This is a genomic window from Nonomuraea sp. NPDC049714 (assembly GCF_044465295.1).
In the GTDB taxonomy this organism is placed as follows: domain Bacteria; phylum Actinomycetota; class Actinomycetes; order Streptosporangiales; family Streptosporangiaceae; genus Nonomuraea.
Genome location: NZ_JBITLM010000001.1, coordinates 987,445 through 1,006,208, shown reverse-complemented (window position 1 = coordinate 1,006,208; position 18,764 = coordinate 987,445). Strand labels below are relative to the sequence as shown.

Sequence of the window (18,764 nt, the reverse complement as noted above, 5' to 3'; positions counted from 1 at the left end):
CGGTGAGTGGTGGTGCGGCGGGTGTCGGCGCAGCGGGCGCGTCCGCTGTTGGGGGGAGCGGTGATGGGGAGGTCGAGGGGCCTGGGCTCAAGGCGGCCTTGGAAGCCATCATGCTCGTCGTCGACGAACCCGTACCTGAAGTGACTCTCGCTCAGGTGCTGGAGCGGCCCACGCACGAGGTGGCGGCGGCGCTGCGGGAGTTGTCCGAGGAATACACTGCCGCCGAACGGGGTTTCGATCTGAGACAGGTCGCAGGCGGCTGGCGTTACTACACGCGCGCCGACTGTGCGCAACTGGTCGAGCGGTTCGTTCGCGATGGCCAGCAGACGCGGCTGACCCAGGCCGCGCTTGAAACACTTGCGGTCGTGGCCTACCGGCAACCGGTGAGCCGCGCTCGCGTAGCCGCGGTACGCGGTGTCAACAGCGACGGCGTCATACGGACGCTCGTCGCCAGGGGGCTGGTCGAAGAGGCCGGTTCCGACCCGGAGAGCCAAGCAGTGCTCTACCGGACAAGCTCATACTTCCTTGAACGTCTGGGACTGAAGGATCTGAGCGAGCTTCCTGAGCTCGCGCCCTTCCTCCCCGACGACGTGGAAAACCTCGAGGAGACAACAAAGTGATCAACAGGCGAAGCACCCCGTCCGGTGATGGACGCGGTCGTGGACGCACCGGCGGCGCCGGCCGTGGTGGACGTCCCGCCTTCCGCTCGGACGACTCGCGCGGCGGTCCCCGCCGCGACGACTTCCGTGACGGTCCCCGCCGCGACGACCGCGGCGGTTCCCACCGAGACGACGCACGCGGCGGCCCCCGCCGTGACGATTCCCGCAGCGACGCGCATGGCCCCCGCCGTGACGACTCGCGCGGTGAGGTACGCGGTCCGCGTCGTGACGATTCCCACAGCGACGTACGCGGCCCGCGCCGTGACGACTCGCGCGGTGAGGCGCGCGGCGGCCCGCGTCGCGATGATTCCCGTGGCGACGGCCGTGGCGGCCCGCGCGGGGGCTTCCGTGGCGATGACTCGCGCGGCGGCGGTTTCGGCGGATCGCGCGGAAGCTCCCGCGACGATCGCGGCGATCGCGGCGACTCGCGCGGCGGCTACGGCGGTCCGCGAGGGACGTCCCGCAACGATGACCGAGGTGGTCCGCGGGGCAGCGCCCGTGGCGATGACCGTAGTGGTCCCCGGGGTGGTTTCCGGGGCGATGACCGTAATGGTTCCCATGGTGATGACCGCGGTGGGTTCCGCCGTGACGACCGGGGCGGCCGTGACGATTCCCGTAGTGGGTTCGGCCGCGATGACTCGCGTGGTGGCGTGTCCCGCACCGATTCCCGCGGTGGCCCCCGCCGTGACGACGCCGGTCGTGGCTACGGCCGCGACTCCAGGGGCGAATCCGGGTCCGCCCGCGACTCGCTCCGCGCCGACCGTGGCGGGGCCCGCGCCAGGTACGGCAGGTCCCCCGGGCGCGACAGCCGCGAGCGTACGGGCTTCGCCGGCGGCAGGTCCGAGCGCGGCTACGACTCCCGCCCCGGAGGCCGCGAGCGCTCCGGCTCGACTCCCCGCGAGGGTTACGGCTCCCGCGAGGGTTACGGCTCGTCGTCCCGTGAGGGTTACGGCTCCCGTGAGGGTTATGGCTCGGCTTCTCGTGGTGACGGATCGGGGTCCGGCGAGGGCTTCGGCTCCGCCTCCCGTGAGGGCTCGACGTCCCGCGGTGACCGCGATGACTTCCGCCCGGCGTCCCGTGGAGGCCGCGGCGATGTCCGTACCGGCTCGCGTGACGATCGTGACGGGTCCCGTCCGGCGCGCGGCGGGGGTGGTGACCGCGACGGTTACCGTGCCGGTGGCCGGGACGGTGACGCGCGGCGCGACGAGCGCGGCGCCTCGGGCGGCGGTGACCGCCGCGGCGGTTACGGAGCCGACCGGCGTGGTGGGCGTGACCACTCCGTACGTGAGGACCGTGGCGGATTCAAGGCCGACCGGAGCGGGCGCAGGGAAGGCGCCGCCCCGGGAGCTCGCGCCAGGTTCGGCAGGCGTGACGAGGGTGCTGGGCGGGACGGTGGCCGTGCCCCCAGGAGGGACGACGTGCAGACGCTCGGCGGCTCGCCCCGGGCCGGCTCCGGCGCCGGCCGTGGCGGGCGGGAGCAGGCGCCTCGCGACCGGTTCAAGACGGCGCGTCAGCCGATGCGCGACCCCGCGCTCTTCCCCGCGGGCTACACCGACGAGCGGGACACCACCGAGGTGCCCGGCGGTGTCCGGCTGCAGAAGGTGCTCGCCCAGGCGGGCGTGGCCAGCCGGCGTGCCTGCGAGGAGATGATCGGCGACGGTCGTGTCACCGTGAACGGGCAGGTCGTGCGGCGGTTCGGGGCCAAGGTGGACCCGGCCACGCAGATCATCCACGTGGACGGCAAGCGCATCCCGACCGCGCCCGACCTGGTCTACTACGCGCTGAACAAGCCCATCGGCGTCGTCTCCACCATGGACGACCCGCAGGGGCGGCCGTGTCTGGCGGACTATGTGGAGGAGCTCGCGCCGCGACTGTTCCACGTGGGCAGGCTCGACACCGAGACCGAGGGCCTGCTGCTGCTGACCAACGACGGTGAGCTGGCCAACCGGCTGACGCATCCCAGCTATGGGGTGCAGAAGAAGTACTGGGCCAAGGTTCCCGGCCCGATCCCGCGTGACCTGGGCCGCAGGCTCAAGCAGGGGATCGAGCTGGAGGACGGCCTGGCGAAGGCCGACAGCTTCGCGATCGTGCAGGAGCACGGCCAGCAGGCGCTCGTCGAGGTGGTGCTGCACGAGGGTCGCAAGCACGTCGTACGGCGCATGCTCGAAGAGGCGGGTCACCGGATCATCGACCTGGCCAGGATCGAGTTCGGGCCGGTGAAGCTGGGCCGTACCAAGCCGGGCACCATCAGGTCGCTGAGCCTGAAGGAAGTGGGCGAACTGTACGCGGCAGTGAAGCTGTAACCTGATCAGGACGCAGGAGCCCGTGCGAATCTCCGCACGGGCTCTCCCGCTTATAGAAGGAGCGAAGCGCATGGTGAGGGCGATCCGCGGGGCCATCCAGGTGGGTGCCAACGACCGTGACTCGATCATCGAGGGGACGACCGAGCTGGTCGCCCAGATCATGGCGCGTAACGAGCTCACCACGGACGACGTGATCAGCGTGCTGTTCACGGCGACGCCTGACCTGACCGCGGAGTTTCCCGCTCTGGCGGCGCGCAAGCTCGGGTTCCACGATGTGCCGCTGATCTGCACCACCGAGATCGACGTGCCGGGCGCGCTGCCCCGCGTGGTGCGGCTGATGGCGCATGTGGAGACCGACCGGCCGCGGGCCGCCATCCAGCACGTTTACCTGCGTGGCGCGGTCGCGCTGCGTCAGGACATCGCTCAGTAATCAACGATCCGGGACGAAGACATGGCCTCCGAACTCCGCACTGTTCTGGTGGTGGGCACCGGTCTCATCGGCACCTCACTGGCGCTGGCGCTGCGTCGCAAGGGCGTGCGGGTGCTGCTCGCCGACCGTGACCAGGGCGCCGTCCGGCTGGCGCGGGAGCTCGGCGCGGGGGAGGAGTGGCAGCCCGATGAGCGGCAGGCGGAGGCGATCGACCTCGCGGTGATCGCGGTGCCGCCGGGTCATGTCGCCAACGAGCTGCTTTCGCTGCAGGAGGGTGGCGTCGCCCGGTTCTACACCGACGTGGCGAGCGTCAAGGCGGAGCCGATCGAGCACGCCGCCCGGCTCGGCTGTGATCTGACCAGCTATGTCGCTTCTCATCCTCTCGCGGGGCGGGAGAAGTCCGGGCCCGGCGCGGGCCGCGCGGACCTGTTCCTGGGCCGCCCGTGGGCGTTCTGCCCGACGGCCGAGGCGTCCGCCGAGGCCAGGGCTGCGGTGCTGCGGCTGATCGAGCTGTGCGGCGCCAATCCGGTCGAGGTGGACGCCGTCGATCATGACAGGGCGGTGGCGGTCGTCTCGCACGCTCCGCATGTGACGGCGGCGGCGGTCGCGGCGCGCCTGTCCGACGCCACCGAGGTCGCGCTCGGCCTGGCGGGGCAGGGGGTGCGCGACGTGACCAGGATCGCGGGCAGCGATCCCGGGCTGTGGCTGGGCATCCTGTCGGGCAACGCCGCCCCGGTCGCCGAGGTGCTGGAGGCGGTCTCCCGTGACCTGGCCGAGGCCGCGTCGGCGCTGCGTGCGCTGGCCGACGGCGACGGCACGGCGCGCGGCGAGCTCACCCAGCTGCTCAAGCGCGGTGTCGCGGGCCACGACCGCATCCCGGGCAAGCACGGCGGCCCGGCTCCCGCCTACGTCGTCGTCCAGGTCGTCATCGGTGACCGTCCTGGTCAGCTCGCCAGGCTCTTCCAGATCTGCGACGAGGTCGGGGTCAACGTCGAGGACGTGCGCCTGGAGCACGCGCCCGGCCTGCCGCTCGGCATCGCGGAGCTGTCGGTGCAGCCGGACTCCGCTCCGGTGCTCGCTCAGGCCCTGCGCGAACGGGACTGGCAGCTTCCCTGACGCGCCGTGTAGTTCACCGGGCAACGACACCCGTGCAACTACGGAAGGAGCGCGGCGCCGACCCGCGCCGCGCCTTTTCCTTCTTTCGGCCTTCTCTCTGTTCAGCGCTGGGTGACGGCCTGGCTGACGGCGTTCGGGCCGTCGTACTCGCGGTCGGGCATGGCCTCCAGTGCTTTGATGATGTCCTGGTCCGCCCCGTGCTCGCGGGCCGCCGCCACCAGGTCGGACTTGCTGGCGGGATAGTCGACACCCTTGAGGTGCTTCTGTAGCTGAATTGGGTTAGGTGCAGTAGCCATGACGGATTGTTACCCATTCGCTCACGTACCGTAACCGCGTTCCAGGGTGCGTCGCGCCTGCTCGACCTCGGGCGGGAGCTGCCGGCGCTGTGCCAGCGCCTGCGTCAGGCGGGGCACCGTCGTACGGAGTCCGCGCCAGCCCGGCGGGCCGCGGCGCAGGGCTTCGAGCGAGCGCAGGGCCACCACCCGCCAGGGGCGGCGCAGGACGGCGGTGAGCAGGCCGTTGCGCACGGCCAGCGCCTGCCGTCCGGCGGGGTCGCGGGGCGGCGACGGGTGGTGGTGCGCCACCACGTCGTCCACGTAGGCGAGCCCCCAGCCCATGGCGGCCAGGTCCATGGCCAGGCGCTCCTCTTCGCCGAAGAAGAAGATCACGTCGTCGAATCCGCCCGCCTCCAGGAACGCCTTCCTGCGCACCACCGCCCCGCAGGCCAGGAAGCCCAGCACGCTGGGTCCGGGCAGGTCGTCCCGTACGCCGAGGGGTGAGCGCCGCATCTCCTCGCTCACCGGGTCGAGCCGCTGCTCGGCCCCGACGAGGACGCGGGCGCCGAGCACGGCCAGCCGTGGGTGGGCGTCGAGGAGGTCGGCGGCCAGCTCCAGCGCACCGGGGGCCCACCAGGAGTCGTCGTCGGCGAAGGCGACGTAGGGGGTCTCGGCCAGCTCGACGCCGAGGTTGCGGGCGGGCGCGCCGAGGTTGCGGCCGGCCTCGACGACGCGTACGTGCGGGAAGTGGCGCCGGACGAAGCAGACGGTGCCGTCCGTGGAGCCGTTGTCGACCAGGATCACCGGGCCGTGATGGTGGGGGAGTGAGCGCTGGAGCGCGCGGACCCGGTCCATGGTGGCGACCACCACCGTCACCCTGCCTGCTGTATCTGGCATATCCGTCATCTTTGCTCCCTCGCCCTCTGGCTTCCTTTCCGGGAACACCCCGCTTACTCGTGTTTGACGATGGCGCCGAGCAGGTGTACAAAGAGAGGGTAACAGCGTTACCGATCAGAAACGATGTTTCCGTATGAACTCCTCCGCTTACCAGAAAGCCCAGCGCGAGGGCCAGGATGTCGTCAGGACCGCGATCCTGGACGCGGCCACGCACCTCCTGCTCGACGAAGGCCCGGCCGCGCTGACCGTGCGCCGCATCTCCGCCGAGGTCGGCTGCTCCACCAAAGTGATCTACACGCTCTTCGGCGGCAAGGACGGGCTGACCGAGGCGCTCTGGCTGGAAGGATTCGCCAGGTTCGAGCGGCGACTGCTGGCCGCGCTTCACGGCCCGGACGCCATGACGAGCCTGCGGGCCGGCATCGACACCTACCGGGCCTGCGCGCTGGACCAGCCCGCCTATTACCGCGTGATGTTCCAGGGGAGGGGGAGCATGCCCGGTTTCACGCCGAGCCCCGAGGGCCGGCAGGAGGCGAAGAGGTCCTTCCACCTGCTGGTGGCCGGAGTTCGCCGCTGCCTGGCGGAAGGGCTGCTGCACGGCCCCTCCGACGTGGAGATCGCCGACGTGCTCTGGATGGCCATGCACGGCGCGGTCAGCCTGGAGCTCGCAGGCTACTTCGATCGAGCCGAGGCAGAGCAGCGCTACCGGCTGCTCTGCGACTCGGTGCTCAGTCCGTTCCTGACGCACGACGAAAGGACCATCTGATGTCAACGCCCTACAGAGGCGGCCTCGCCCCCGTCACCGACGAGATCACCGCCTTCGACCTGAAGGTCACCGGCCGCATCCCCGCCGAGCTGAACGGCCGCTACCTGCGCAATGGCCCCAACCCGCTCAGCCTCGACGACCCGAACGCCTCCCACCTGTTCCTGGGCGAGGGCATGGTGCACGGGGTGCGGCTGCGCGACGGCCGCGCCGAGTGGTACCGCAACCGCTGGGTGCGCAACGCCGAGGTCGCCCGGCGGCTCGGCGAGGAGCCGAGGCCCGGCCCCACGCACAGCGGCTTGGACTTCGCGCCCAACACGCACGTGATCGGCCTGGCCGGCCGCACTTTCGCAACCGTGGAGGGAGGGGCGCTGCCGTACGAACTCTCCTACGAGCTCGACACGATCGGCCCGTGCGACTTCGACGGCGGGCTGCCCGGCGGACTCACCGCGCACACCCACCTGGACCCGGCCACCGGCGAACTGCACGCGATGGCGTACTTCTTCGGGTGGGACCACCACCAGCACATCGTGCTCGACGCCAAGGGCGCCGTCACGCGGACCACGAACATCCCCATCGCGGACGCGCCCATGATGCACGACTTCGCGCTGACCGAGCGGTTCGTGGTGATCTATGACCTACCGGTCACCTTCAGCATGGCGCACGCCGAAAGGGGCGCGCCGCTGCCGTACGCGTGGAACGACGAGCACGCCTCCCGGCTCGGGCTGCTGTCCCGCCGGACCGGCGAGGTGCGGTGGTTCGAGGTGAACCCGTGCTGGGTCTTCCACACACTCAACGCCCATGACGACGGCGACCAGGTCGTGGTCGACGTGGTGCGTTACCCCCGGCGCTTCGTCGACGGCCACCTTGACGCGGGCGGCACGTCCACGCTGGACCGCTGGCGGATCGACCTGACGTCGGGCCGGGTGAGCGAGACCCGGCTGGACGACCGGACGCAGGAGTTCCCCCGGATGGACGAGCGGCTCACCGGCAGGCCGTACCGCTACGGCTACACCGCCGCGATTCGTGACCTGGTCGAGGTGTTCCATCAGCGGGACCTGGCCATGGAGGACCTGCCGGACGAGGCGTTCCACAACACGCTCATCAAGCACGACCTGGAGCGGGGCACCCAGCAGGGGCGGCGGTTCGGCCGGGACGCCTACGTGGGCGAGCCGGTGTTCGTGGAGTCGGGCGAGGCCGAGGACGACGGTTACGTGATGGTCTTCGTCAACGACCCCGCACGGGGAGCGGCCGATCTGGTGATCCTGTCGGCGCAGGACTTCACAGGCGAGCCGGTCGCCACCGTGCACCTGCCGGCGCGGGTGCCGCTCGGCTTCCACGGCAGTTGGGTGAGCGACTGACCAGGAGGCGGTAACCTCTTCAGGTTAGGTGAAAACGTGAAGAGGGAGAGACCGTGGCCGGTCTGGTCGTCGCCATGGACGGCCCTTCGGGGTCGGGCAAGTCGAGCGCGTCGCGCGGAGTCGCTCGCGCGCTGGGGCTGCGCTACCTGGACACCGGGGCACAATACCGGGCGATGACCTGGTGGATGCTCCGGCAGGGCGTCGATCTCACCGATCCGGCCGCGATCGCGGCCCGCTCCGGCGAGCCCGAGATCGTCTCCGGCACCGACCCGGAGGCCCCGGCCATCCAGGTCGGCGGCGTCGACGTGGGTGAGCCGATCAGGCAGGACGAGGTGACCTCCGCGGTCTCCGTCGTGGCGGCGGTGCCGCAGGTGCGGGCGCGGCTCGTCGCGCTCCAGCGGGAGATCATCGGCGCCGGTGACATCGTGGTCGAAGGCCGCGACATCGGCTCCGTGGTCGCCCCGGACGCGTCCGTCAAGATCTATCTGACGGCCAGCGCCGAGGCCCGTGCCCAGCGCCGCTCGGCGGAGCTGGCCGGCACCACCGCGCAAGCGCAGCAGGCCGCCATGGCCCGCCGCGACACGCTGGACTCGACACGCAAGACAGATCCACTCTCGCTGGCGGATGGCGCCATCGAGCTCGACACCACCGCGCTCAACCTCGAAGAGGTCATCGCGGAGGTGCTGAGACTGGTCAAGGAGCGCACCTGAGGGTGCGGGACTCATAAGGATGAGACATCGTGTCCACGGGGGATTGGGTCGAGGCTGACCTCGACGAGCTAGACGTATCCGAAGAACCGGCCGACAGCACTCCGCTGCCGGTCGTGGCCATCGTCGGGCGGCCGAATGTCGGCAAGTCCACGCTGGTCAACCGCATCATCGGCCGCCGCGAGGCGGTCGTCGAGGATGTGCCGGGCGTGACCCGCGACCGCGTCACCTACGAAGCCAACTGGCGCGGGCGCCGGTTCACGGTCGTCGACACCGGCGGCTGGGATCCCGACGCCACCGGGATGAACCTGCGCATCGCCGAGCAGGCGCAGATCGCCGCCGAGCTGGCGGACGTGATCGTGTTCGTGGTCGACGCGACCGTGGGCGCCACCGACGCCGACGAGATCGTGGGCTCCATCCTGCGTCAGTCCGGCAAGCCGGTCATCCTGACCGCCAACAAGGTCGACAACCAGCAGATCGAGATGGAGGCCGCGGCCCTGTGGTCGCTCGGCCTCGGCGAGCCGCACGCCGTCTCGGCCCTGCACGGCCGCTCCAGCGGCGACCTGCTCGACGTGGTGCTCGAAGCGCTGCCGGAGACGCCGGCGGTGACGTTCGGCGACAAGCGCGGCCCCGCCCGGGTGGCGCTGCTCGGCAAGCCCAACGTGGGCAAGTCCTCCCTGCTCAACAAGCTGGCCGGACAGGAGCGGGTGCTGGTCGACCCGATGGCCGGCACCACCCGCGACCCGGTCGACGAGCTGATCGAGCTCGGTGACAAGACCTGGCGGTTCGTCGACACGGCGGGCATCAGGCGGCGCGACCGTGAGCTGCAGGGCGCCGACTTCTACGCCGCCATGCGCACCAGGGCCGCGCTCGACCGCTCCGAGGTGGCGATCGTGCTGATCGACGCCAGCGAGCCGCTCACCGAGCAGGACCTGCGCATCATCACCCTGGTGATCGAGTCCGGCAGGGCCATGGTGGTGGCCTTCAACAAGTGGGACCTCGTCGACGAGGACCGCCGCTACTACCTCGAACGGGAGATCGACAGGCAGCTCGTCCGCACCCCGTGGGCGCTGCGCGTCAACATCTCCGCCCTGACCGGCCGCCACATGGACCGGCTCGTCCCGGCGCTGGAGAAGGCGCTGGACTCCTGGTCCACCCGGGTGCCGACGTCCAGGCTCAACGCGTTCCTCACCGACCTGGTGCACGCGACGCCGCCGCCCGTGCGCAGCGGCAAGCAGCCGAAGATCCTGTTCGCCACGCAGGCGTCGACCGAGCCGCCCAAGTTCGTGCTGTTCACCTCGGGCTGGCTGGAGGACACCTACCGGCGTTTCATCGAGCGCCGGATCCGCGAGGAGTTCGGCTTCGCCGGCTCGCCGATCGAGGTCACGATGAAGATCCGGGAGAAGCGGCAGAAAAAGGATCGCTGACGCCGCATCGCGTTGCCTGAGGAGAGCCCGTCCGGCTACCATCCACGGCAACGCGTAGACGGAGACGAGTAGCCAGGGGCCGCGCGGGCCGAGAGAGCCGCCGATCGCTGAGAAGGCGGCCCCGCGCCCCCTGGCGAAGACACTCCCGAGTGCGGGGAGGAAATGCCCCGCCGGTCTGACCCCCGTCATCGGGTCGTGGAGGCCGCCCCTCGCGGGCGGCGAAAGTGCGGTGGCACCGGGAGTTCCCTTCTCCCCCGCACTCCCAAGGGGTCATGCACTTCCTCGTGAGGAGCTGTGATGATCTCTCGTGTCCTGTCGGCGGAGCTCACTGAGCACGCCGGGCAACGAGTGACGATCGCCGGTTGGGTCCATCGCCGCCGGCTGCTGAAATCCGTGTCCTTCCTTGTGATCCGAGACCGCGCCGGGCTGGCGCAGGCCGTCTTCCACGGCGGCGACCTGCCCGCCGAGGAGAGCGTCGTCGAGGTCACCGGGACCGTGACGGCCAACCCGCAGGCGCCGGGCGGCGTCGAGCTCACCGGTCCCGAGCTGCACGTGCTCTCCGAGCCGGTCGAGGCGCCGCCCTTCGACCTCTACCGCCCGGTCGTGCCGGCCACGCTGCCGACGATCCTCGACCATGCCCCGGTCGCCCTGCGGCATCCGGCGCTCAGGGCGCCGCTGGAGATCTCGGCGGCGAGTGTGGCGGGCTTCCGGGCGGTGCTCGACCGGCTCGGCTTCACCGAGATCCACACCCCGAAGATCGTCGCCTCGGCGACCGAGTCCGGCGCGAACGTCTTCGGCATCGACTACTTCGGCCGCCCCGCCTACCTCGCGCAGTCGCCGCAGTTCTACAAGCAGGCGATGGTCGGGGTGTTGGAGCGGGTCTACGAGGTGGGGCCGGTCTTCCGGGCGGAGCCGCACGACACCGTCCGCCACCTGGCCCAGTACACCAGTCTCGACGCCGAGCTGGGCTTCGTGCGCGACCACCGCGAGGTGATGGCGGTGCTGCGCGAGGCGGTGGCGGGCATGCTGGAGTCGGTACGCGACCGGGCCGGCTCCGCCGTGGCCACGCTCGGCCTGACCCTGCCCGAGGTGCCCGTCGAGATCCCGGCCGTGCACTTCGCCGAGGCGCGGCGGATGACCGGCGCGGACGAGCCGGACCTGTCCCCGGCCCAGGAGCGGTGGCTGTCGCGGTGGGCGCTGGAGGAGCACGGCTCGGAGTTCCTGTTCGTGACCGGCTACCCGATGGCCAAGCGGCCCTTCTACACTCATCCCGACCCGGCGCGTCCCGGCTACTCCAACGGCTTCGACCTGCTGTTTCGCGGGCTGGAGCTGGTGACCGGCGGCCAGCGGCTGCATCGGCACCGCGACTACCTGGAAGCGCTGGCCGACAGCGGTGAGAGCACCGAGCCGTACGAGGGCTATCTCCAGGCGTTCGCGTACGGGATGCCGCCGCACGGCGGGTTCGCCATCGGGCTGGAGCGCTGGACGGCGCGCCTGACCGGCGCGGCCAACATCCGCCAGGCCACCGCCTTCCCGCGCGACCTGCACCGGCTCTCGCCGTGACCGCCTGACCCGCCCGATCCGCCGCCCCGGGCCCGCCCCGGGGCGGCGGATCAGGACTCTGTACGGGAGAGCGCCACGATCTTGCGCAGGCCGGGAAGCACGCACAGCCCGGTCACCGTCTGGCTGATGAGCAGGCCGTAGCCGACCCCGGTGATGCCGAAGACCGGGTACAGCGCGATGACGCTGGCGAACACGAGCACCGTCATGCCGATCTGGATCATCGCCAGCTTCCTGGCCTCGCTGCGCGCCCGCAGCGTGCCCAGCCGGATCTCCACCAGCGCCATCGGCAGCACGCCCAGCGCCATCAGGCGCAGCAGCGGGGTGCCTGCCTCGGACAGCTCGGAGCCGAAGATGAGCAGGATCAGCGGGGCCGCCGCGATGACGACCGCCACGATGGGCCCGACGATGAGGAAGGTGCGGCGCAGCGCGTTGCGGGTGGTCTGGGCGAGGCGGGCGGAGTCGAGGGAGCCCTCGACCGTCAGCGAGACCGCCATGTTCGCCGCCAGCAGCCCCATCATGCAGCCGAGCGTGTGGGTCACCGAGAAGTAGCCGAACAGCTCGGGGTCGTTCAGCCAGGCGCCGACCATGACGGGCACCAGATACAGGACCAGGAGCGTGGACAGGGTGCCGGAGAAGTCGCCGGCCACGAACCGGCCGATCTCGCGCAGCCCCGGCGGGACGGTGTTCGCGCCGGTCCTGCTCACATGCTGGGGAATCGCCCGCCGGAAGATCAGCCAGCTGACCGGGATCAGCGCCGCCGCGGTGGGAACGATCCAAGACACGAAGATCCCGCCGAACAGCCCGCCCTGGGGCAGCGCGAACGCCAGTGCCACCAGCAGGCCCATCTTCAGCAGGCCGAACAGGGTGCTGTTCACCGGCACCCAGACGGCCTGGCGCAGCCCGGCCAGCACCACGTCCTGGAGGGTGAAGATCGTCCAGACGAGCACCGAGGCGAGGAAGAACAGCGCGGGCAGCAGACCGGCCAGCTCCGCGTACGCCGGCCCCCACAGGGGCAGGGTCAGCAGGAAAACCAGCGCCGCCGCCACCGCGGTGACCCCGGCGACTCCGTAGCCGCGCAGGATCAGTCTCCCGGTGCCGCGCCCCGAGATCGGGATGAACCTGGCCATGACGCCGACGAAGGCCAGCCCGACCAGTGAGGAGAACAGTCGCATCGCGGTGATCATCAGCTGGCCCTCGCCGAACGCGGCGGGGCTGTAGAGACGTACGGCCAGGAACCAGTAGCCCAGGCCCAGCACGGCCGTGACGGCCGTGTTGGCCATCAGCGCGTAGCCCTGCAGGAAGAGCGGATTGCGCAGGTCGGTCCGCAGCCTGCGCACCAGGCCGAGCCCTGCCTTGGGGGCGGGGGCGGTCTGCGGCGGTGTGTCACTGGCCATCTCGGGGGTGTTACCGACCATGGGGTGAGGGTCCTTCCGGCGCGGGCCGATCGAGCGGCCGCACACCGAGCCGCTTCAGCAGTCGCACCATGCGGGCGGCGTCGAGCGGGTCGGCGGGCAGCACGTGGCTCGTCCACCAGCGTGCGATCTCAGGTGTGGGGCCTTGGGGAATCATGGAGAGGTAATCGTCCAGCGGCGGGTCGTAGATGAAGCCGGGCACCACGCCCTGCCCCTCCAGCGCGGTGACGGCCTCGTCCCGGTCGGCGACGAGCAGCGGCACCCGCAGGAGCGGCTGGACCGGCGCCTCGCGGACTCCCTGCGCCGCCCAGGGCGTCGCGCGCAGGAGCTCGACCCCGGCCATGCTTCTGTCGCGCTCGCGGTCGATCGTCCTCATCCGGGAGCGCTGGAAGCGCAGGAGCGCCGTCCCGGCGCGCATCCGCCAGTCGTCCAGGTCGATGCGGAGCCACGGGTCCATCGCCGCGAGGTCACCGGACGCCTTGGTCACCTCCGCCACCGTCGTAGGGTAGCGGTGCCCTGTCCAGGTGACCAGGCCGAGCCGCTTGAGCGCGTGCCAGACCGGCCGGACCAGCCCGGTGCGATAGATCGTCTCGCGGATCACCGGCCGGAGCACGGCGCCGAGCCTGGCCCCGCCGGGCAGCAGGAGCTCCGCACGCGCCGCGGCCAGCTCGGACAGCGCGCCGGGGTCGGCGGCGGTGAGGAAGCCACCGGACATCGCCCGCCCGTGCTTGGCCAGACTGAAGACGCCCGCCTGCCCGTGCAGGCCCGCCCGGCGCCCGCCGGCCACGGTCTGGAAGGCGTGCGCGGCGTCGTCGATGAGGACCAGCCCGCGCCGGTCGCACTCGGCGCGCAGCTCGACCACCCGGTCGGGCTGGCCGTACAGGTGGGTGGTGATCACACCGGCGAGGCCGGTCCAGTCGACCCGCGGCACGTCGATGTTGCCGTCGCGCCACGACACCGGCGCCATCACCGGCGTGAGCCCGGCCGCCAGCGCGATGAACAGCACGGTCTCGCAGTTGGTGGGGGCGATCAGCACCCGGTCGCCGGGGGCGAACCAGTGGCGCAGCGCCAGCAACAGCCCGAACCGCGCGGACGGCACGTGCAGGCACCCCTGGCCGATCCGCTCGCTCATGACGGACTCGAGGTCGGTGACCTTCATCGCGTCTCGCCCTTCGCCCGGATGCGGCCGTAGCTCTTGAGCGCCCGGTCCGCGAGCCGGTAGATGGCCGGGGTGTCCAGCATCCGCTGCCGCACCCTGCGCACCGGCTCGGCGCGCGCCCAGTGGACGCCCGCGCGGAGGGTGCGCCGGCGGACGATGCCCTCGCTCACCGGCGTGGTCCGGCTCTCCAGCGCGCTCTTGTACTCGTAACCCGCGCCGACGCTGAGATCGAGGGCGTCCAGGCCCAGGCCGGCCGCGTCCTCCGCCATCCGCAGATGCTGGATCAGGCCGGGCGAATACTTGGAGAAGGCCGGATCGTAGGCGGGGAACCAGCCGATCAGCGTCGAGTGCGAGCGCAGCCCGAAATGGCCCGCCACCGGCTGCCCCCCGGCGTACAGCATGGACAGCACGCCGCCGAAGTCCGGGGAGTCGATGGCGTGCAGCCGCTCGACGAGCCGCACGACCCAGTCCTTGGCGAAGCGGTCAGGGCGGCCGATGCGCAGATACTGGGCGGACTTCCATTCCCTCAACAGGCGGAACTGCTCGTCGGAGTCGACCGCGAAGACGTGGGTCACCTCGCCGACGTCGCGGCCGAGCTTGCGCTCTTTGTACTGGGTGCTCTTCAGGAACTTCGGGGACCTGACCTTCAACTCCTTCTCGTAGGCCGGGTAACCGTCGCTCAGGTCGAGTATGGTCGCCTCAAGGCTTTGCCTGGTGTAAGGGGCGAACCACGGTTGCCGCTCCACCAGACAGCCGAACTCCCAGACGTGCAACCCGCAGGCCTTCAACAGCTCGTCCGCATCGAAGTCGGCCCCCGGACGGTGGATCACGCCCTGGGAGAGCGACACCCACGCGCCCACGGCCGCGCCCACGCCGCCGGAGCCGTGCTCGTAGGGCAGAAAACCGGCGATGCCCGCCTCGTCGCGCACGATGAGGACCCGCACCCGATCGCTGACCTCGCCCATGGCGAGGGTGAAGTCGGGGCTGAGGAACGGGTTGGCCAGGTGTGGCTGGGCACGTTGCATCGCCCGCCACGCGTCAATGTCCGCGGCGCTCAGCTCAGGTGGACGGATCGCGACGAATTCCGGCATCTCACTCCTTCGGAATCTTGACCAAAAGGGAAACGAGTGATTTTACCGATTTAAATGTGACTGGGTTTGGGTTTCCGGCCACCGTCCGCTGATGAACATGGCCACACCCGCTCCCAGAAGGCAGAGGACCGCCGTGATCAAAAACATCTCGGTGTATTCGACGTGTAACGCGGCCCGCACCTTGGCCGTGTAGTCGGCCAGCCGCTCGGCGAAGACGGCCGGCTCGACGCCGAACGGCACCGGGGTGTCGAGATGCGCGGTCAGCGACTGAAAACGGTAGAACCCCCACGCCGACACCGCGGCGATGCCGATCAGCATCCCCATCATCCTGGCCACCACGACCGCCGCCGAGGCCACCCCGTGCTGCGCGGCCGGAGTCACCCGCAGCACCGCCGCCGACACCGGCGCGATCACCAGGCCCACACCGAGCCCGGCCACCACCAGCTCGACGTCCATCATGAGCCGGGCACCGGCGAGATCCAGCGGCCAGCGGCTCATCAGGGCGTAACCGGCGGCCGCCACGAGCATGCCCGCCACCGTGACGACCCGGTCGCCGAAGCGGCGGGTCAGCAGGCCGCCCAGCAGCGCGCCCACCGGCAGCGCGATGAGGAACCTGCCCAGCACGAGCGACCCCTCCAGCGCCTCCATCCCCAGCAGCGTCTGGGCGGTGAACTGCACGAACACCATCGTCACCAGCAGCGCCGCGCCGGTCAGGAAGCTCACGCCGAGCGCGGCCAGCAGCGGCCCTCTCCGGACGTCCGTCAGGTCGAGCAGGCGTACGGGGGAGCGGATCTCCCACCACACGAACGCCACCGCCACCAGGACCCCGGCCGCGATGACGGGCACCCCCCAGGGCGGCAGGATCGCCTTGGCGGGATCGGGATTGTAGAGGCCGACGACGAGAAGCCCGAGCGCCAGGGCGAGCAGCGCGCCGCCGACGCCGTCGATCCCGCCCGCCGCCCGCTCGGTCCGCACCGGAGCCTTGGGGATGCCGAACTGGACGGCCAGCGCCGCGGCGAGCGCCAGCGGCAGGTTGATCCAGAAGATGGCGTGCCAGCCGCCCAGCTCCACCCCGAACACCGGCGCGCTCGGGATCAGCGCCAGCACCCCACCGTAGATGGGGCCCAGCGCGCTGCCCAGCTCCTGCGCCGCGCCCACCGCGCCCAGGGCCAGCGGACGCTCCCGCTCGCCCCACAGGTCGCCGATGAGCGCCATGGTGATCGGCAGCAGCGCGCCACCGGCCACCCCCTGGACGGTACGGCCCGCCACCACCGCCACCTCGCCGGTGGCCAGCGCCGTCAGCACCGAACCCGCGGCGAACGCCGCCAGGCAGGCGTGGATCAGCGGCCGCCGGCCGTAGCGGTCCGACAACCGGCCGAGCAGCGGCATCGCCGCGACGTACCCCAGGAGAAAGCCCGTGACCACGGGCGTGGCCCGCTCCAGGCGGTTCAGGGGGATGCCGACATCGGCGGCGATGTCGATGAGGACGGTCACGACCACGTAGGCGTCGAGCGCGGCGAGGAGCACCACCGCGCCGCCCACGCCGAGCGCGACCCGGCGGGCGCCCTTCATCCGGCGGTGGGAGGCGGTGTGACCGTCACCGGCGCGTCGTAGTCGCTCAACGACACCGTCACCCCGCCGTTCTGCAGCGGCAGCTCGATCTTGGTGAGCCGGCTGGTGGCCTTGTCGACCCAGACCTTGCCGTTCACGGCCTGCGTGACACCCGGCACCAGCGTGCCGAGCGTCTGCGCGGAGAAGGTGGTGGCCACCCGGTAGGCGCCGCTCTCCTCGGCCTCGACGCTGGCCTCCGCCGCCGAGGTCAGGAGCTGCGCGATGCCCTTGGCCGGGTCGAGGATCAGCGAGGGGTCGTAGAGCTGGGCGAGCTGCTGCCTGGTCATCTTCTGGAAGCCGCCGGTCGGCCCCTTGAAGTGCACGGTGTCGCCGATCAGCGCGAAGGACACCTCCTGCAGGCTGCCCAGCACGTCCAGCGTGATCGTGCCGTCGGCGTCGCCCGCCGCGGTGAGCCGGCCGTCGGCCTTCTTGACCGGCACGTTCGGCTTGCCCTCGGTGGCGATCGAGAAGGTGGCCGACTTGACGGTCTTCATCGCCTCGGCCGCCTTCTTCATCAGGTCGGGCCCGGCGGGCAGCTCCTCGCCGCCGCCTGAGGAGCAGGCGGAGAGCACGGCGAAGACGAGAGCGTAGGCGAGGAGCTTTCTGAGCATGAGCGGATCGTAGCGAGCGTGCGGAAACGCCGCGCGCCGTCGCCGATATCGGTTGAGTGTCAGCGCAGCTTCTTCAGGTGCTCGACGATCGGGTCGTAGGCGTTGACCAGCTCTTCGAGCTGCTCGTCGGTGAGCCGGTCCACGAAGTGCTCGCGGACGCCGGTCACGTGCACGGGGGCCACCCGCTGGATGGTCGCCCACCCTTCGTCGGTGAGCACCGCGAAGGTCCCGCGCCGGTCGTCCGGACAGCCCTCCCGGGTGACCATGCCCTTGGCCTCCATGCGGGAGATCTGGTGGGACAGGCGGCTGCGTGACTGGATCGTCGCGTCGGCCAGGTCGCTCATCCGCATCCGCCGGTCAGGACTCTCCGAGAGGTTGACCAGGATTTCGTAGTCGTTCAGGGACAGGGCGTGCTCCTGCAGCTCCCGGTCCAGGCGGTGCATCAGAAGCTTGTGCAGGGCCAGGTGGGTGCGCCAGGCACGCTGCTCGGCGGGGGAAAGCCAGCGAGGCGCGCTCATGATTGCCAATCTAGCGTACGTAGAGTAACCAACGGCTCGGCTAGCTGAAGGCCATGACGATCGCCACACCCACCACGTGCATGAGAACGACGGCGACCAGAAGCGAGACGAACACGAACTTGGCCGGGCCATGTTCGAACGTCTTTCCCTCTTCGAGCGGCTTGCGCGCGGCCACACGGTCGGCGATGCGCTCTTCGAGAGGCTTACGGTAGAACATGTATCCAGATTATCCACTGATCGGCAACCGGCCGGCTTCCGCGTCGGTGACAACGGCCACTAATATGTCCGGCTCCGCGCGCCACTCCAGCAGATGCCGGCCCGTCCAGTCCTGGTCGGCGGCGCCCATCCGGTCCAGGGACAGCTCACCGCGTTTGATCAGCGCCTCCTTACGCGTCCAGAGCCGGATCAGCTCGTCGTTGCCGGTGACCCCGGCCCGCTCGCGCGGCGTCAGCGCCATGCGGGCCAGCGTCTCGTCGAGCGGCCCCGCCGGGATCCGCTCCGCGTCCACCCCCACCCGGCCGTGCCCGGCCGCCGCGCACACGTAGCCGCGCGTGTGGCTGAAGCTCACGCCCAGGCTCGGAGCCTGCTCAAGGTACGGCCTGCCGTGCCCCGGGCCGTGGGTGTCGCAGTGCTGCAGCAGCGTCAGCTCATCGGCCCGGACGCCGAGCACCGCCGCGGCGCAGATCCGCACCAGCAGGTGGGCGGCGGTGAACGAGAGGCGGTCGGCGTCGAACCTGAAGGTCGCGGCCCGCTCACGCTCCACCTCGGTCAGCCACTCCTCGGGCGCGTGCACCTCCTCGGGCCGCCCGCCCATCGCCACCGGGCCCACCACGGCGCCGGTCATGGGGGTGTTCGTCACGGACG

The 18,764-nt window shown here is 71.0% G+C and carries 19 protein-coding genes; 9 read left to right on the top strand and 10 right to left on the bottom strand.

All coding sequences use genetic code 11. The features are described from left to right. Positions 1–2 precede the first annotated feature (2 nt). The 4 genes from scpB (at position 3) to ACIBQX_RS04810 (ending at position 4,508) form a co-directional block, all read left to right on the top strand. Positions 3–620 carry an SMC-Scp complex subunit ScpB gene (gene scpB / locus ACIBQX_RS04825; protein ID WP_397001544.1) on the top strand — a complete coding sequence of 206 codons (618 nt, stop codon included), beginning with the start codon at positions 3–5 and terminating at the stop codon, positions 618–620. Between the two features lie 689 nt (positions 621–1,309). Beyond that, the gene (locus ACIBQX_RS04820) at positions 1,310–2,962 is read left to right on the top strand and encodes a pseudouridine synthase (protein WP_397000638.1); all 1,653 of its coding nucleotides are present in this window, start codon (positions 1,310–1,312) and stop codon (positions 2,960–2,962) included. 70 nt (positions 2,963–3,032) lie between these two features. After that, positions 3,033–3,392: a chorismate mutase gene (aroH, locus tag ACIBQX_RS04815; RefSeq protein ID WP_189140065.1), complete on the top strand. Its 360-nt coding sequence runs from the start codon at positions 3,033–3,035 to the stop codon at positions 3,390–3,392. 21 nt (positions 3,393–3,413) lie between these two features. After that, positions 3,414–4,508: a prephenate dehydrogenase gene (locus ACIBQX_RS04810; protein ID WP_397000636.1), complete on the top strand. Its 1,095-nt coding sequence runs from the start codon at positions 3,414–3,416 to the stop codon at positions 4,506–4,508. Positions 4,509–4,609: 101 nt separating this feature from the next. Here the strand turns inward: ACIBQX_RS04810 and ACIBQX_RS04805 are convergent, their stop codons facing one another. Together ACIBQX_RS04805 and ACIBQX_RS04800 are read right to left on the bottom strand one after the other, a co-directional pair. Then, on the bottom strand, positions 4,610–4,804 hold the full coding sequence (locus tag ACIBQX_RS04805; protein ID WP_397000634.1) for a DUF2795 domain-containing protein: 195 nt from the start codon (positions 4,802–4,804) through the stop codon (positions 4,610–4,612). Positions 4,805–4,825: 21 nt separating this feature from the next. After that, entirely contained in the window at positions 4,826–5,680 is an 855-nt protein-coding gene (locus ACIBQX_RS04800) for a glycosyltransferase family 2 protein (RefSeq protein ID WP_397001542.1), read from the bottom strand. Positions 5,681–5,813: 133 nt separating this feature from the next. On the opposite strand from ACIBQX_RS04800, the gene ACIBQX_RS04795 reads away from it, so the two are divergent. The 5 genes from ACIBQX_RS04795 (at position 5,814) to aspS (ending at position 11,498) form a co-directional block, all read left to right on the top strand. Beyond that, positions 5,814–6,443, top strand: a complete 630-nt coding sequence (locus ACIBQX_RS04795) for a TetR/AcrR family transcriptional regulator (protein WP_397000632.1) — start codon at positions 5,814–5,816, stop codon at positions 6,441–6,443. Then, positions 6,443–7,801 (top strand): carotenoid oxygenase family protein, encoded by a 1,359-nt coding sequence (locus ACIBQX_RS04790; RefSeq protein WP_397000630.1) that lies wholly within the window; start codon positions 6,443–6,445, stop codon positions 7,799–7,801. The genes ACIBQX_RS04795 and ACIBQX_RS04790 overlap by 1 nt, the downstream gene beginning before the upstream one ends. Before the next feature lie 53 nt (positions 7,802–7,854). Further along, entirely contained in the window at positions 7,855–8,511 is a 657-nt protein-coding gene (cmk, locus tag ACIBQX_RS04785; RefSeq protein ID WP_397000628.1) for a (d)CMP kinase, read from the top strand. Positions 8,512–8,540: 29 nt separating this feature from the next. Then, on the top strand, positions 8,541–9,935 hold the full coding sequence (gene der, locus ACIBQX_RS04780) for a ribosome biogenesis GTPase Der (RefSeq protein WP_397000626.1): 1,395 nt from the start codon (positions 8,541–8,543) through the stop codon (positions 9,933–9,935). Positions 9,936–10,232: 297 nt separating this feature from the next. Beyond that, complete coding sequence (gene aspS / locus ACIBQX_RS04775; protein WP_397000624.1) at positions 10,233–11,498, top strand: aspartate--tRNA(Asn) ligase; 1,266 nt, start codon at positions 10,233–10,235, stop codon at positions 11,496–11,498. A gap of 50 nt (positions 11,499–11,548) precedes the next feature. Here the strand turns inward: aspS and ACIBQX_RS04770 are convergent, their stop codons facing one another. The 8 genes from ACIBQX_RS04770 to ACIBQX_RS04735 are packed head-to-tail and all read right to left on the bottom strand — an operon-like array spanning position 11,549 to position 18,759. Continuing rightward, complete coding sequence (locus ACIBQX_RS04770) at positions 11,549–12,913, bottom strand: lipopolysaccharide biosynthesis protein (RefSeq protein ID WP_397000622.1); 1,365 nt, start codon at positions 12,911–12,913, stop codon at positions 11,549–11,551. Next, positions 12,903–14,069 carry a DegT/DnrJ/EryC1/StrS family aminotransferase gene (locus ACIBQX_RS04765; protein WP_397000620.1) on the bottom strand — a complete coding sequence of 389 codons (1,167 nt, stop codon included), beginning with the start codon at positions 14,067–14,069 and terminating at the stop codon, positions 12,903–12,905. The genes ACIBQX_RS04770 and ACIBQX_RS04765 overlap by 11 nt, the downstream gene beginning before the upstream one ends. Further along, a complete protein-coding gene (locus ACIBQX_RS04760) occupies positions 14,066–15,160 on the bottom strand; it encodes a GNAT family N-acetyltransferase (protein WP_397000618.1) in 1,095 nt (364 codons plus the stop codon). The genes ACIBQX_RS04765 and ACIBQX_RS04760 overlap by 4 nt, the downstream gene beginning before the upstream one ends. Positions 15,161–15,202: 42 nt before the next feature. Then, positions 15,203–16,732 carry an MFS transporter gene (locus tag ACIBQX_RS04755; protein ID WP_397000616.1) on the bottom strand — a complete coding sequence of 510 codons (1,530 nt, stop codon included), beginning with the start codon at positions 16,730–16,732 and terminating at the stop codon, positions 15,203–15,205. Further along, positions 16,729–17,382: an LppX_LprAFG lipoprotein gene (locus tag ACIBQX_RS04750; RefSeq protein ID WP_397000614.1), complete on the bottom strand. Its 654-nt coding sequence runs from the start codon at positions 17,380–17,382 to the stop codon at positions 16,729–16,731. The genes ACIBQX_RS04755 and ACIBQX_RS04750 overlap by 4 nt, the downstream gene beginning before the upstream one ends. 59 nt (positions 17,383–17,441) lie before the next feature. Then, a complete protein-coding gene (locus tag ACIBQX_RS04745) occupies positions 17,442–17,900 on the bottom strand; it encodes a MarR family winged helix-turn-helix transcriptional regulator (protein ID WP_397000612.1) in 459 nt (152 codons plus the stop codon). Between the two features lie 40 nt (positions 17,901–17,940). After that, positions 17,941–18,117, bottom strand: coding sequence for a hypothetical protein (locus ACIBQX_RS04740; protein ID WP_397000610.1), 177 nt, complete (start codon positions 18,115–18,117; stop codon positions 17,941–17,943). A gap of 9 nt (positions 18,118–18,126) precedes the next feature. Next, positions 18,127–18,759 carry a 4'-phosphopantetheinyl transferase family protein gene (locus ACIBQX_RS04735; RefSeq protein WP_397000608.1) on the bottom strand — a complete coding sequence of 211 codons (633 nt, stop codon included), beginning with the start codon at positions 18,757–18,759 and terminating at the stop codon, positions 18,127–18,129. Positions 18,760–18,764: the final 5 nt, after the last annotated feature.